Consider the following 12,535-nt stretch of genomic DNA (forward strand, 5'->3'; position numbering starts at 1 on the left):
TACGCACGGCAGAAGGATGAGGTAGCCGCATGACGGAGAAGCCACGAGCGGCCGACCCGGGCTCCACCGGGTCGGCGCCGGGTGGCTCGGCGACCGCCGGGCAGGGCGCCGGCGACGAGCCGCGGATCGTCATCCGAGACAAGCGCAAGATCGGCAAGACCACCGAGCAGCCCGCGGCCGACCCTGCGGCCGCGGACGCCGCGGCCGACGCGCCCGCCGAAGGGCTGGTCGAGGAGACCGAGGTCGTGGTCGACGAGATCGAGACCGAGGCGCCGGTCTCCGGACCGCCGGTGGTCGACGCGCCGGCCGAGCCGACCGAGGAGGCCGAGGAGGTCGTCAAGGCGGGCGGCCCGCTCGGCGCCGAGCTGGAGGCGCTCCGGGCCGAGCTGGACGAGCGGACCCGAGACCTGCAGCGGGTGACGGCCGAGTACGCCAACTACCGCAAGCGGGTCGACCGGGACCGCAGCCTGGTCCAGGAGCAGGCGACCGGCTCGGTGCTGACCGCGCTGCTGCCGATCCTCGACGACCTGGACCGGGCCCGCGAGCACGGCGACCTGGTGGGCGGGTTCGGCTCGGTGGCCGAGCAGCTCATCACCACGCTGGGCAAGTTCGGCCTGACCGCGTTCGGCGAGCAGGGCGACCCGTTCGACCCGACCCGGCACGAGGCGGTGGCCCACCAGACCTCCGCCGACGTGACCGAGCCGACCTGCGTGCAGGTCATGCGCCGGGGCTACCAGCTCGGCGAGCGGCTGCTGCGGCCGGCCCTGGTCGCGGTCGCCGATCCGGAGTAGTAGTGCCGACCCGTGACGTCCCGCCCGCCCACACCGGGCGGGCGGGACGACCGGGGGACGTCCCGTGGAAGGGGGTGGACGGATGAGTTCCAAGGACTGGATCGAGAAGGACTACTACGCCGCGCTGGGCGTGGAGAAGTCCGCCTCCTCCGACGAGATCAAGAAGTCGTACCGGAAGCTGGCCCGGGAGTCGCACCCGGACCACAACCCCGGTGACCCGAAGGCCGAGGAGCGGTTCAAGGCCGTCTCCGAGGCGTACGCAGTGCTCGGCGACGAGAAGAAGCGCCGCGAGTACGACGAGATGCGGTCGCTGTTCGGCTCCGGCGCGTTCCGCCGCAACGCCCGCGGCGGGGGCCAGCCGGGCGGCATGCCGTTCGACGTCTCCGACCTGTTCGGCGGGGCGGCCGGCGGCGCCGACACCCGGTTCGGTGGCGGCGGGTTCACCGACCTGTTCAGCTCGATCTTCTCGGGCGGCGGTGGCGGTGGCGGTGCGGCCCGCGCGCGCGGCCCGGCGCGGGGCCGGGACGTCGAGGCCGAGGTCGCGCTCGACTTCGAGGACGCCGTACGCGGCGTCACGCTGCCGCTGACGCTGCGCGCTCCCGGGGTCTGCGACACCTGCCACGGCAACGGCGCGAAGCCGGGCACCCAGCCGGTGGCCTGCCCGGTCTGCCACGGCGCCGGGGTGACCACCCGCAACCAGGGGTCGTTCAGCTTCTCCGAGCCGTGCCGCAACTGCCAGGGCGTCGGCACCATCGTCGAGGAGAAGTGCCCGGAGTGCCACGGCACGGGCGGGGTCACCAAGACCCGCACGCTGAACGTGCGCTTTCCCGCCGGGGTGGCCGACGGCCAGCGCATCCGGCTGGCCGGGCGGGGCGAACCCGGCGAGCGCGGCGGCCCGGCGGGCGACCTGTTCGTCCACGTGAAGGTCCGCCCGGACGAGCTGTTCGGGCGCACCGGGGACGACCTGACCCTGACCGTGCCGATCACGTTCGCGGAGGCGGTGCTCGGCACCGACCTGCGCGTACCGACCCTGGACGGGACGGTGACCCTCCGGGTGCCGCCGGGTACTCCGAGCGGTCGGGTGCTGCGGGCCCGGGGCAAGGGCGTCGTACGCAAGGACGGCCGCACCGGTGACCTGCTGGTCACCCTCGACGTGGTGGTCCCCGCGAAGGTGTCGGACGAGGCGCGGACGGCGCTGGAGGCGTTCGCGGCACAGACCCCGCCGGCCGCGCGGGAACATCTCGACGCCCGAGTGCGTCGGTTCAGTTGACCGGTGAAGGCAGCGGAGGTGAGCGGGGATGTCGCAGGAGTTCGTCGGCTCGGGTGACCCTGCCTACGAGGCCAAGGTCCTGATGATCTCGGTCGCGGCGCGGATGGCGGGGATGCACCCGCAGACCCTGCGCCAGTACGACCGGCTGGGCCTCGTGCAGGCCGGCCGGGCGGCCGGCGGCGGTCGCAGGTACAGCGTCCGGGACGTGGTGCTGCTCCGCGAGGTGCAGCGGCTCAGCCAGGACGACGGCATCAACCTGGCCGGGGTCAAGCGGATCATCGGCCTGGAACGGCTGCTGGAGGAGGCCCAGCAGCGGGTGGCCCGGCTGGAGGCGGAGCTGGACGCCGCGTACCACCGGATCGCCGAGTTGGAGTCGCTGGGCCGGTTCTCCCGCGGCGACCTCGTGCCCACCAACCGCACCTCGACGGCGCTGGTCGTCTGGCGGCCCCGCCGCACCGGCGACCGCTGATCCCACCCCCTTCGCCGCCCACCGACGCGGGCCGGCGCGTGCCCCGACCGGCCGCGCCGGCCCTTGCCGTATCTGACCCCCATTCCGGCGCGCCACGGCCCGCCGCGCCGTCGGTGGAACACCACGTACGTCTCAGCGGGCCGGAGGCCTCCATGGCGTTCCACCCGCGGTCGCGGGGTTGGGGAAACGGGATGCGGGAGCTGGGTGGGCCGCTAAGCTGTGAATCAGGCCCAACCAACTCAATCCGGACTCCGAACTTGGCAGGGGGAGCCATGACGGAAACGGCGAAGAAGGTGGCGCAGGAGGCGGAGGACCGGCTGGAGAAGGTGGCCGCGAACATCCGCGAACGGTTCGATCGGGTCGCCCAGGGCAGCTTCACTGACAAGATCAAAGAAGGTCGCTTCGCCGACCAACTGGACCACGGCGTCGACCGGGCCAGAGCCGACGAGCGGCGCAAGAAGCAGGGCGGATCGACGTGACGATCCGTCGACGAACGGGCCGGGACCCACGGGGGGTCCCGGCCCGTTCGCCGTCCATAACGTGCGGGCCGGGATGCGGTGATGCCGCGAGGGGGTCCCGGCCCGTTCGCCGTGGCATGACGTGCGGGCCGGGATGCGGTGATGCCGCGAGGGGGTCCCGGCCCGTTCGCCGTCTTGACTAGAGCCGGCGGTTCTCCCGCACCAGGCCGCCCTCGCACCAGTCGCGGTAGACGAAGAGGTCCGGCCGGGCGAGCAGCACCCGGCTGTTGTGCGCCCAGTTGCGCATCAGCTCGTCCCCGGTCCGCTCGGCCTGCTCGACGAGCTTGCGGAAACGGCGCTTGGGGTGGGCCCGGAAGTTCGTCCGGATGCCGTCGGCGGCGTAGATGTAGAGGCAGTGCAGGGCGAACCGGCGGGCCGGGCAGGCCGTGTCCATGGCCAGTTCGAAGAGCGTCTGCACCAGGTGGTCACCGGCGACCAGCAGGTCCCAGTCCGGGGGCATGGAGGTCAGCGGTACGGAGTCGGGGTGGTACGCCCACGCCCGCAGCTCGGCCGGCGAGGGATCTACGGGGTTGGCGAAGCCGTGGAACGTCGACTCCTGCACGCTCACCGGCCAACCTTCCGTTTCCGCTGGCGGGGGCACCCGGCCACCCGCGGACGCTGGCTGCTGGGGCGACACGGTAACGCGGTTCCGCGCACCGGCGGTAGGCCTTCCCGGAAGCAATTCGGCAACCGTTGGCCGGGCCGGGTCCACCGTACGGTCGACCCGGCCCGACCAGGTCAGTCGGGTGCCGCCACCGGGACGGGCCGCCGGGCGGCGGTGCGCTGGCGCAGCCAGCGCTTGAACCAGGGCAGGTCGGGCAGCCGGGCCAGCATCGGCCCGGTCACCACGGTGATCAGCACGTAAGCGGTGGCGAGCGCCGCCAGCTTGGGTTCGACCGGGTGCGCTGCGGCGACGGCGAGCCCGGCGATGACGATGGAGAACTCGCCGCGCGGGGTGAGCGCGAAGCCGGCCCGCCAGCGACCGGGCTCGGCGATCCCGGCCCGCCGGGCGGCCAGCCAGCCGGTGAGCAGCTTCGTCCCCATGGTGACCACGGCCAGCCCCAGCGCCGGCAGCAGCACCGGGGGCATGTCCAGCGGGTTGGTGACCAGCCCGAAGAACACGAAGAAGACCGCGGCGAACAGGTCCCGCAGCGGGGAGAGCAGCTCGGTCGCGTGGTGTGCCACCGGGCCGGAGAGGGCGATGCCGACCAGGAACGCCCCGACCGCCGCGGACACCTGGAGCTTGGCCGCGACGCCGGCGACCAGCAGGGTCAGGCCGAGCACCCCGAGCAGCAGCGCCTCGGGATCCTTCGCGGAGAGCGCCGAGGAGATCAGGTGGCCGTACCGGATGGCGACGAACAGCACGGCGACCACCGTGAGCACCGCGACGGCGAGCGCCACGCCGCCCTTGACCAGGCCGACGCCGGCGAGCAGCGCGGTGAGTAGCGGCAGGTAGAGGGCCATCGCCAGGTCCTCGATGACCAGGACGGAGAGGATCACCGGGGTCTCCCGGTTACCGACCCGGCCGAGGTCGCCGAGGACCTTGGCGATCACCCCGGACGAGGAGACCCAGGTGACGCCGGCGAGCACCACGCCGGCGATCCAGCCCCAGCCGAGCAGCAGCGCGAAGGCGAAGCCGGGCAGCGCGTTGAGCACCGCGTCGATCAGGCCGGCGGGGGCCGCCGAGCGGAGGTTGCCCACCAGTTCGTTGGCGCTGTATTCCAGGCCGAGCATGACCAGCAGCAGGATCACGCCGATCTCCGCGCCGACGGCGAAGAACTCCTCGCTGGCGTTGAGTGGCAGCAGGCCGCCGTGGCCGAAGGCGAGCCCGGCGAGCAGGTAGAGGGGGATGGGCGAGACGCCGAACCGGCGGCTGAGCCGGCCGAGCAGGCCGAGCAGGAGCAGCAGCGCGCCGACCTCGACGAGCAGAGTTGTGGTTTCGTGCATCCGCGTCAGCCGTCCGGGTCGGTGTCGGCGAGAATCGCGCTCACCCCGTCGAGGCCCTGGCGGGTGCCCACCACGACCACGACGTCACCGGCCGCGAAGCGGAAGGTGGGGGCCGGCGAGACGATGACCTCGCCGTCCCGCAGCACCGCCACGATGGAGGCGCCGGTGCGGGTACGCGCCTTCGTGTCGCCCAGCCGCTTGTTGACGTACTTCGAGCCGGCCGTGATGGCGATCTGCTCGGTGAGCAGCCCCGCGGCCTGCTCGCGCAGCCCGGAGAGCTGGCCGAGCAACAGCGACGCGCCGAGGATGTCGGCGAGCGCTTCCGCCTCGTCGTCGGTCAGCGGGATGTCCGCCTGACAGGAGTCGGGATCGTCCGGGTCGTAGAGGACCAGGTCCCGGCGGCCATTGCGGTGGGAGACCACGCCGACCCGGCGGCCCGATTCCGTCACCAGGTCGTGACGTACGCCGATCCCCGGTAAGGCAGTCTGTTCGACACGTACTCGCACCCAGGTGAGGCTACCCGGTTGGAGCTTGGATGGATTCTGCAAGATCCCGCCGCCTGGTCGCCCTTCTGCTGCTGCCCGCGCTGACGGCCTGCTCGATCGGCGACGTCCGCCGGCCGCCGCCGAACCGGGCGTCCGCGTCACCCCGGCCGTCCGCGACCGCGCCGCCGGTCGCCGACGTCGACGAGGTACGCCACGTGCAGGTCGCCGTCCCCGACCGGTACGACCCGCCGTTCGTCGAGTTCGTCGACGCCGACCAGGCGTACGCCCTTTTCGCCACCTGCGACGGCCGGCCGCCCGGCCGGGACTGCCCGGCGCTGCTCTTCGCCACCCGGGACGGTGGGCAATCCTGGCGGTCGCTGCCGCATCCCCGGCCGGTCGCCGAGAGCCAGCAGCTGTACGCCCCGCAGGGCCTGCTGGTGCTCGGCGCCGAACCGTTCGGCTGGTACGCCTCGACCGACGGCGGCGTCACCTTCACCCACCACCTGGGCGCCGCGCCGCCGCCGATGTTGGTGGGTGCCGACGGCCGGTTCCAGGTGACCGAGGACGCCGGCAAGGTGGCCCGCTGGGACGGGCGGCGGCTGCGACCGTTGGCTGCCCAGCCCGGACTGCCGGTCGTAAACACGGTGCGCGAGGTCGGCGGCATGTTGATCGCGGCGGGCGCGGCCGACGGCCGCCCGTACGCCGCGGTCTCGATGGACCAGGGACGGAGCTGGCAGCGGACGCCGGTGCCGGCGCCCGACGGCGAGGTGGGTGTGCTGCGGGTGACCCGCTCGCCCGACGGCGAGGCCTGGCTGGTCGGGGAGCGGCCGGACCGGACGGGCTTCCCGGCGCTCTGGCGCTACCGGGGCAACTGGGCGCTGGTGCGTGCCGACGGCCATCCGGACCGGATGCGCTCGGTGGCCCCCGTGGGGGCCGGGCGGCTGGCGGTGACCGGGCCGGACGGCGTGGGGGTGGTGGTCGACGGCCGGTACGAGCCGGTCGACTGGCCGGTCGGCCCCGAGCACTACCTGTCGCTGCTGGCCGACGGCACGCTCGCGGCCCGCGCCCCAGACGAGATGGTGCTGGCCGTCGGCCCGGTCGGTGCCCGCCGGTGGATCCGGGTGGTCGTGGCCGGCGACTGACGGCTCGGCCTCCGGGGTTGCCGCCGCTGTCCCGGGCGGCGCTCCGGCGACCCGTACCTGTGGTGGTGGCGTCCTTTGGAGCTGAATCGCTTGCTCGATCGGCTAGCTGAGGCGGATCTCTTCGCCCTACTCAGGCTTGGCGACGAAGACTCCGACGCCTTCGAGGGTCTCGGTCAGACCGGTCGCGCGCAGGATCATCATCGCCTTGCCGACCACGGTGTCCGACACGCCGTATTCCTTGCACAGCTGTGACCGGCTTGGCAGCTTGGTGCCGGGCGGCCACTCTCCCGAATCGATCTTGCTCTTCAGCTCGTCTGCGAGCACCTGGTACTGCTGCTTGGGCATACACACTCCCCGGATGGCATGCCCATTCGATCACGTAGCAACCTCCAACCTCAAGCAATCGTGGGTTGGTCGTTGACCTACAACCGCTACCGATTGTAGGTTCCCTGTGAACGCTTCCGGATGGCACTGGGGCGCTCATCTGGTCGGGACGGGCATCCCCCGTGGTCCGTCCCGACCTCGCGGATCTGGCCTACTGTCCGCCGCTGGCCGCCGAGCAGGGCTGCGGTGGCAGGACGGGCGGCCCGGCCGATCAATGGTGCTTGGCTGGGCCGCTGCCTCCGCCTCGGTCACTGATGTCGAGAAGGGATCAGCATCGTGCGCAACTTCCTGCGACCCCGGTCGAAGCGCCGGAACGCCGGTCCGCTTACCAGCCGCCGCCCGGCGCGTACCGCTCGACGTCGTACCTCCCGCTGCGCCCGTGGCAGGTGCGGAGCCGTACCTTCGCCATCCGCCGGCGCGGCCTGGACCCGGTCGAGGTAGCCGCGTTCCTCGACCGGGTCGCCAGCGACCTCGCTGCCGCCGAGGCCGAGGTGATCCGGAGCCGGGCTGAGACGGCCCGGATCAAGAACGCGCTCCGCGAGTGGCAGTCCCGCCAGGCTCCTGGGATGCGCGACCTGGCCAGGCAGCCGTGACCGGCCGCTACGTGATCCACCTGCCGGTCCGGGCACCCGACCTGGCCCGCGCGAAGATGCTCGGCCGGACGGCAGGCCGCTCCCTGGCCTTCCTCGCGGCCGTCGACCTCGGCGGGATCACCGTCTCGACCGAGGACAATCAATGCGTACGTCACTGGGTCTTCTGTGACCGCAAGCTCGACGGCGGCCGGCGTTGCGTCCTGCGCGCCGACCATGAAACCCCCTGCACGGCCCGCCTGCCCCGCTGACCCGGCCAGCACGCCGTGCCCGGCCGGGAGGGGTCTCCGGGCCGGGCACGTGAGCGGCTGGTGCTCAGCGAAGCGAGGCGAAGAACTCTCGGATGTCGCCGACCAGCACGTCGGTCGCCTCGTGGGCCGCGTAGTGCCCGCCGACGTCACCGCGCCCCTCGACCTCGGTCTGATACGCCGTCCACCGCACGATGTTGCCGTGGTCCCGCTCGGCGAAGCGGCGGATCGACTGGAAGTCGCCGGGGAACATGGCCAGCGCGGTCGGCGTGGTGGTCGGCCCGGTCGGGTGCTCGGCGGTGTGCGCGTCCTCCCAGTAGAACCGCATCGACGAGGCGGCCGTGCCGGTGAACCAGTAGATCGCCACGTTGGCCAGGATGAAGTCGGCGTCCAGGCTCTCGTCGAAGAGCTGCGCGTTCCAGGCGAGCAGCCCGACCGGCGAGTCGGCCAGCGCGAACGCCAGGGTCTGTGGCTGCTGGCTGTGCACCTGGTTGAAGGAGAACTTGTTCTCGTAGAACCACTGCAGGTGCTTGAGTGCGGCCTGGTCGGCCTCGGAGAGTCCGGCGAACTCGGCCGGGTCGCCGGACGGGAACGAGAAGAGCTGGGTGACGTGCACGCCGAGCACGTGCTCCGGGTCGATCCGGCCGACCTCGGGCGACACCAACGAGCCACCGTCGTTGCCGACCGCGCCGTAGCGGTCGTAGCCGAGGCGCGCCATCAGCTCCGCCCAGGCGTGGGCGGTGCGGTAGCGGTTCCAGCCGGCGCTGCGGGTCGGGCCGGAGAAGCCGAAGCCGGGCAGCGACGGGATGACCAGGTGGAACGCCGGCGACTCCGGGTCGGCCGGCTCGGTCAGCGGGGCGATCACGTCCAGGTATTCGACCACCGAGCCGGGCCAGCCGTGGGTGAGCACCAGCGGGATGGCGTCCGGCCGGGCGGACCGGACGTGCAGGAAGTGGATGTCCTCGCCGTCGATCTCGGTGACGAACTGCGGGTACGCGTTGAGCCGGGCCTCCACCGCCCGCCAGTCGAACGTCGCCAACCAGTGGTGCACCAGCTCACGGACCCGGTCGGTCGGCATGCCGTACGCGTCGCCGGCGCCGGGCAGCTCCCCGGGCCAGTTGACGCGGCGCAGCCGGGCGGCCAGGTCGTCGAGCGCGGCCTGCGGGATCTCGACGCGGAACGGGCGGATGGCGGTGCTGGGCATGCGCTGCTCCTTTAGAACGGAATGCTTCGTTCCGTTTCACAGTAGCAGAGCGGAACGATCCGTTCCACTGCTAGTCTGGAGTCATGCCGAACCCGACCGAGGCTCCCCAGCTCCCCGGCCGTCGCGCCCAGGCCGCCCGGAACGACGCGGTGATCCTGGAAGCCGCCCGCGCGGTCTTCCTGGACGATCCGAAGGCGCCCATCGCCGCCGTCGCCGAGCGCGCCGGCGTCGGCATCAGCGCCCTCTACCGCCGCTACGCCGGCAAGGAGGACCTGCTCCGCAAGCTCTGCCACGACGGGCTGCGGCGCTACATCGCGGTGGCCGAGGAGTCCGCCGCCGACCCGGACGGCTGGCGCGCCTTCGCCGGGTTCCTGGAGCGCGTCGTCGATGCCGACGTGCACTCGCTGACCGTGCAGCTCGCCGGCACCTTCGCGCCGACCGAGGAGATGGGGCGGGACGCGGTGCGCTCCGGCGAGCTCACCGCGGAGTTGGTCGAGCGGGCCAGGGGCACCGGCCGGCTCCGCGCGGACGTGGTGGTGCAGGACGTCGGGTTGCTGCTGGAGGGGTGCGCCGCGATCCGCGTACCCGATCCGGATCGGACCCGGCAGTTGCGTCGCCGGCACCTGGCGCTGCTGCTGGCCGGTCTCGCGGTGACCGAGCCGCCGCTGCCCGGGCCGCCGCCGGCCGCCGGGGAGTTCGACTGGCGGTGGCGACGCTCCGAGTGAGCCAGCTCACACCGCTGGAGTTGAGCGGAATAGACTCAACTCTGGTTGTGTCGTTCCCAGTGGACACGCCGATCCGGGGGAGCCCATGAACACGGAACGCCTCACCACCAAGAGCCGCGAGACCATCACCGGCGCCGTCGCGCTGGCGAACCAGCGCGGCCACGCCACCGTGGAGCCCTGGCACCTGCTGCTGTCGCTGCTGGACACCGAGGGCTCGACCGCTGCCGGCCTGCTGCGCGCCGTCGGGGCCGACCCCGCCGAGCTGCGTCGGGTCGCCCAGCGCTCGGTCGACGCCCTGCCCGCCGCGCGCGGCTCCAGCATCGCCGAGCCCACCCTGGCCCGCGAGTTCGTCAACGCCATCGGCGCCGCCGAGCAGATCGCCCGGCCGTTGGGCGACGAATACACCTCGACCGAGCACCTGCTGGCCGGCCTGGCCCGGGTGGGCGGCGCGGTCTCCGTCGCGCTGAAGAACTCCGGCGCCACCGAGGAGAACCTGGTCGCCGCCTTCCCGACCGTCCGCGGCGGGGACCGCCGGGTCACCACCGCCGACCCCGAGCAGACCTACCAGGCCCTCGCCAAGTACGGCGTGGACCTGACCGCCAGCGCCCGCGAGGGAAAGATCGACCCGGTCATCGGCCGGGACTCCGAGATCCGCCGGGTGATCCAGGTGCTGTCCCGGCGTACCAAGAACAACCCGGTGCTGATCGGTGAGCCGGGCGTCGGCAAGACCGCGATCGTCGAGGGTCTGGCCCAGCGGATCGTCGCCGGTGACGTGCCCGAGTCGCTGCGGGACAAGAAGCTCGTCTCGCTCGACCTCGGCGCCATGGTGGCCGGCGCGCAGTACCGCGGCCAGTTCGAGGAGCGGCTGAAGTCCGTGCTGGAGGAGATCAAGAACTCCAACGGGCAGGTCATCACCTTCCTCGACGAGCTGCACACCGTGGTCGGCGCCGGCAAGGGCGAAGGCTCGATGGACGCCGGCAACATGCTCAAGCCGATGCTGGCCCGCGGTGAGCTGCGGATGGTCGGCGCGACCACGCTCGACGAATACCGCGAGCACATCGAGAAGGACCCGGCGCTGGAGCGCCGCTTCCAGCCGGTGCTGGTCGGCGAGCCGACCATCGAGGACACCATCGGCATCCTGCGCGGCCTCAAGGAGCGCTACGAGGTGCACCACGGCGTACGGATCACCGACGCCGCGCTGGTCGCCGCCGCCTCCCTCTCCGACCGCTACATCACGGACCGGTTCCTGCCCGACAAGGCGATCGACCTGGTCGACGAGTCCGCGTCCCGGCTCCGGATGGAGATCGACTCCCGGCCGGTCGAGGTGGACGAGATCGAGCGGGCGGTCCGCCGGCTCGAGATCGAGGAGATGGCGCTGGCCAAGGAGCCGGACGCCGCCTCCGCCGAGCGGCTGGATCGGCTGCGCAAGGAGCTGGCCGACAAGCGTGAGCAGCTCACCGCCCTGTCCGACCGGTGGAAGCTGGAGAAGGACCACATCACCAAGCTCTCGACGGCCAAGGAGGAGCTGGAGCGGCTCGGCGGCGAGGCCGAGCGGGCCGAGCGCGACGGCGAGCTGGAACGCGCCGCCGAGCTGCGGTATGGCCGGATCCCCGCCCTCAATGCCGAGCTGAAGCAGGCCGAGGAGGAGCTGGCCCGGCTCCAGGCCGACGGCGCGATGCTCAAGGAGGAGGTCGGCGCGGACGACATCGCCGCCGTGGTCGCCTCCTGGACCGGCATCCCCGCCGGCCGCCTGCTGGAGGGGGAGACCGCCAAGCTGCTCCGGATGGAGGAGTCGCTGGGCTCGCGCGTGGTCGGCCAGTCCGAGGCGGTCGGCGCCGTCGCCGACGCGGTCCGCCGCGCCCGGGCCGGTGTCGCCGACCCGGACCGTCCGACCGGCAGCTTCCTCTTCCTCGGCCCGACCGGGGTCGGCAAGACCGAGCTGGCCAAGGCACTCGCCGAGTTCCTCTTCGACGACGAGCGGGCCATGGTCCGCATCGACATGAGCGAGTACGGCGAAAAGCACTCCGTCGCCCGCCTGGTCGGTGCCCCGCCCGGGTACGTCGGCTACGAGGAGGGCGGCCAGCTCACCGAGGCGGTGCGCCGCCGGCCGTACTCGGTCGTGCTGCTGGACGAGGTGGAGAAGGCCCACCCCGACGTCTTCGACGTGCTGCTCCAGGTGCTCGACGACGGCCGGCTCACCGACGGTCAGGGCCGCACGGTGGACTTCCGCAACGCGATCCTGATCCTCACCTCGAACCTGGGGTCGTCGGTGATCAGCGACCTGACGCTGACCGAGGAGCAGCGCCGGGAGGGCGTCCTCGCGGTGGTCCGGTCGCACTTCAAGCCGGAGTTCCTCAACCGCCTCGACGACATCGTGGTGTTCGCCGCCCTGCAGGGCGAGGACCTGCGGGCCATCGTCGACATCCAGCTGGACCGGATGCGCCGCCGGCTGGCCGACCGCCGGCTCGGCCTGGCGATCACCGACGCGGCCCGGAGCTGGCTCGCCGAGCACGGCTACGACCCGATCTACGGGGCCCGCCCGCTGCGCCGGCTGGTGCAGTCGGCGATCGGCGACCAGCTCGCGAAGGCGCTGCTGGCCGGCCAGATCCGCGACGGCGACACGGTCAAGGTCGACCTGGCCGACAGCAAGGAGGGTCTGGCCGTCACGGCCGCCTGACCCGTCCACCCGGCCCCGCCCCACCGCTGGGGCGGGGCCGGCCCTGCTTCTGGCCGCGTCCCGCCGCGTCTCGGCTCGCGCCGGT

General features: G+C 72.6%; 14 protein-coding genes. 9 read left to right on the forward strand and 5 right to left on the reverse strand.

Going from position 1 to position 12,535, the window contains the following annotated elements:
* Positions 1 to 29: 29 nt before the first annotated feature.
* From grpE to ACY34I_RS03635, 4 genes are all read left to right on the forward strand, one after another.
* On the forward strand, positions 30 to 791 hold the full coding sequence (gene grpE, locus ACY34I_RS03620; protein ID WP_462752400.1) for a nucleotide exchange factor GrpE: 762 nt from the start codon (positions 30 to 32) through the stop codon (positions 789 to 791).
* An 82-nt stretch (positions 792 to 873) separates the two neighbouring features.
* Complete coding sequence (gene dnaJ, locus ACY34I_RS03625) at positions 874 to 2,061, forward strand: molecular chaperone DnaJ (RefSeq protein WP_462752402.1); 1,188 nt, start codon at positions 874 to 876, stop codon at positions 2,059 to 2,061.
* Between the two features lie 28 nt (positions 2,062 to 2,089).
* A complete protein-coding gene (locus tag ACY34I_RS03630; protein ID WP_462752404.1) occupies positions 2,090 to 2,530 on the forward strand; it encodes a heat shock protein transcriptional repressor HspR in 441 nt (146 codons plus the stop codon).
* 272 nt (positions 2,531 to 2,802) lie between these two features.
* Positions 2,803 to 3,009 (forward strand): hypothetical protein, encoded by a 207-nt coding sequence (locus ACY34I_RS03635; RefSeq protein ID WP_462752407.1) that lies wholly within the window; start codon positions 2,803 to 2,805, stop codon positions 3,007 to 3,009.
* A 178-nt stretch (positions 3,010 to 3,187) separates the two neighbouring features.
* Here ACY34I_RS03635 and ACY34I_RS03640 read toward each other — a convergent pair whose 3' ends face one another.
* The 3 genes from ACY34I_RS03640 to ACY34I_RS03650 all read right to left on the reverse strand — a co-directional run bounded on the left by ACY34I_RS03640 (position 3,188) and on the right by ACY34I_RS03650 (position 5,501).
* Positions 3,188 to 3,616 carry a hypothetical protein gene (locus ACY34I_RS03640; RefSeq protein WP_148793885.1) on the reverse strand — a complete coding sequence of 143 codons (429 nt, stop codon included), beginning with the start codon at positions 3,614 to 3,616 and terminating at the stop codon, positions 3,188 to 3,190.
* A 170-nt stretch (positions 3,617 to 3,786) separates the two neighbouring features.
* Positions 3,787 to 4,995 (reverse strand): cation:proton antiporter, encoded by a 1,209-nt coding sequence (locus ACY34I_RS03645; RefSeq protein WP_462752410.1) that lies wholly within the window; start codon positions 4,993 to 4,995, stop codon positions 3,787 to 3,789.
* 5 nt (positions 4,996 to 5,000) lie between these two features.
* Positions 5,001 to 5,501, reverse strand: a complete 501-nt coding sequence (locus tag ACY34I_RS03650) for a cation:proton antiporter regulatory subunit (RefSeq protein WP_462752412.1) — start codon at positions 5,499 to 5,501, stop codon at positions 5,001 to 5,003.
* Positions 5,502 to 5,530: 29 nt separating this feature from the next.
* Here ACY34I_RS03650 and ACY34I_RS03655 point away from each other — a divergent pair, with 29 nt between their 5' ends.
* Positions 5,531 to 6,622 (forward strand): beta propeller repeat protein, encoded by a 1,092-nt coding sequence (locus ACY34I_RS03655; protein WP_462752414.1) that lies wholly within the window; start codon positions 5,531 to 5,533, stop codon positions 6,620 to 6,622.
* A gap of 126 nt (positions 6,623 to 6,748) precedes the next feature.
* On the opposite strand, the gene ACY34I_RS03660 is transcribed toward ACY34I_RS03655, so the two are convergent.
* Positions 6,749 to 6,967, reverse strand: coding sequence for a winged helix-turn-helix domain-containing protein (locus ACY34I_RS03660; protein WP_148793889.1), 219 nt, complete (start codon positions 6,965 to 6,967; stop codon positions 6,749 to 6,751).
* A gap of 293 nt (positions 6,968 to 7,260) precedes the next feature.
* On the opposite strand from ACY34I_RS03660, the gene ACY34I_RS03665 reads away from it, so the two are divergent.
* On the forward strand, positions 7,261 to 7,599 hold the full coding sequence (locus ACY34I_RS03665; RefSeq protein ID WP_462752416.1) for a DivIVA domain-containing protein: 339 nt from the start codon (positions 7,261 to 7,263) through the stop codon (positions 7,597 to 7,599).
* Positions 7,596 to 7,847 carry a hypothetical protein gene (locus tag ACY34I_RS03670; protein WP_148793891.1) on the forward strand — a complete coding sequence of 84 codons (252 nt, stop codon included), beginning with the start codon at positions 7,596 to 7,598 and terminating at the stop codon, positions 7,845 to 7,847. Before ACY34I_RS03665 ends, ACY34I_RS03670 begins: the two co-directional genes overlap by 4 nt.
* A gap of 64 nt (positions 7,848 to 7,911) precedes the next feature.
* Here the strand turns inward: ACY34I_RS03670 and ACY34I_RS03675 are convergent, their stop codons facing one another.
* On the reverse strand, positions 7,912 to 9,048 hold the full coding sequence (locus tag ACY34I_RS03675; RefSeq protein WP_462752419.1) for an epoxide hydrolase family protein: 1,137 nt from the start codon (positions 9,046 to 9,048) through the stop codon (positions 7,912 to 7,914).
* 83 nt (positions 9,049 to 9,131) lie between these two features.
* On the opposite strand from ACY34I_RS03675, the gene ACY34I_RS03680 reads away from it, so the two are divergent.
* Together ACY34I_RS03680 and clpB are read left to right on the forward strand one after the other, a co-directional pair.
* On the forward strand, positions 9,132 to 9,773 hold the full coding sequence (locus tag ACY34I_RS03680; RefSeq protein WP_462752421.1) for a TetR/AcrR family transcriptional regulator: 642 nt from the start codon (positions 9,132 to 9,134) through the stop codon (positions 9,771 to 9,773).
* Between the two features lie 85 nt (positions 9,774 to 9,858).
* Positions 9,859 to 12,450 carry an ATP-dependent chaperone ClpB gene (gene clpB / locus ACY34I_RS03685; RefSeq protein WP_462752423.1) on the forward strand — a complete coding sequence of 864 codons (2,592 nt, stop codon included), beginning with the start codon at positions 9,859 to 9,861 and terminating at the stop codon, positions 12,448 to 12,450.
* Positions 12,451 to 12,535: the final 85 nt, after the last annotated feature.

The organism is Micromonospora sp. RTBAU3-60 (genome assembly GCF_054963695.1).

What these genes read in the sequence shown, in the direction of transcription:
- grpE (WP_462752400.1), top strand. Translation starts at nt 30, where the DNA reads ATGACGGAGAAGCCACGAGCGGCCGACCCGGGCTCCACCGGGTCGGCG.
- dnaJ (WP_462752402.1), top strand. Translation starts at nt 874, where the DNA reads ATGAGTTCCAAGGACTGGATCGAGAAGGACTACTACGCCGCGCTGGGC.
- ACY34I_RS03630 (WP_462752404.1), top strand. Translation starts at nt 2,090, where the DNA reads ATGTCGCAGGAGTTCGTCGGCTCGGGTGACCCTGCCTACGAGGCCAAG.
- ACY34I_RS03635 (WP_462752407.1), top strand. Translation starts at nt 2,803, where the DNA reads ATGACGGAAACGGCGAAGAAGGTGGCGCAGGAGGCGGAGGACCGGCTG.
- ACY34I_RS03645 (WP_462752410.1), bottom strand. Translation starts at nt 4,995, where the DNA reads ATGCACGAAACCACAACTCTGCTCGTCGAGGTCGGCGCGCTGCTGCTC.
- ACY34I_RS03655 (WP_462752414.1), top strand. Translation starts at nt 5,531, where the DNA reads ATGGATTCTGCAAGATCCCGCCGCCTGGTCGCCCTTCTGCTGCTGCCC.
- ACY34I_RS03660 (WP_148793889.1), bottom strand. Translation starts at nt 6,967, where the DNA reads ATGCCCAAGCAGCAGTACCAGGTGCTCGCAGACGAGCTGAAGAGCAAG.
- ACY34I_RS03665 (WP_462752416.1), top strand. Translation starts at nt 7,261, where the DNA reads ATGTCGAGAAGGGATCAGCATCGTGCGCAACTTCCTGCGACCCCGGTC.
- ACY34I_RS03675 (WP_462752419.1), bottom strand. Translation starts at nt 9,048, where the DNA reads ATGCCCAGCACCGCCATCCGCCCGTTCCGCGTCGAGATCCCGCAGGCC.
- ACY34I_RS03680 (WP_462752421.1), top strand. Translation starts at nt 9,132, where the DNA reads ATGCCGAACCCGACCGAGGCTCCCCAGCTCCCCGGCCGTCGCGCCCAG.
- clpB (WP_462752423.1), top strand. Translation starts at nt 9,859, where the DNA reads ATGAACACGGAACGCCTCACCACCAAGAGCCGCGAGACCATCACCGGC.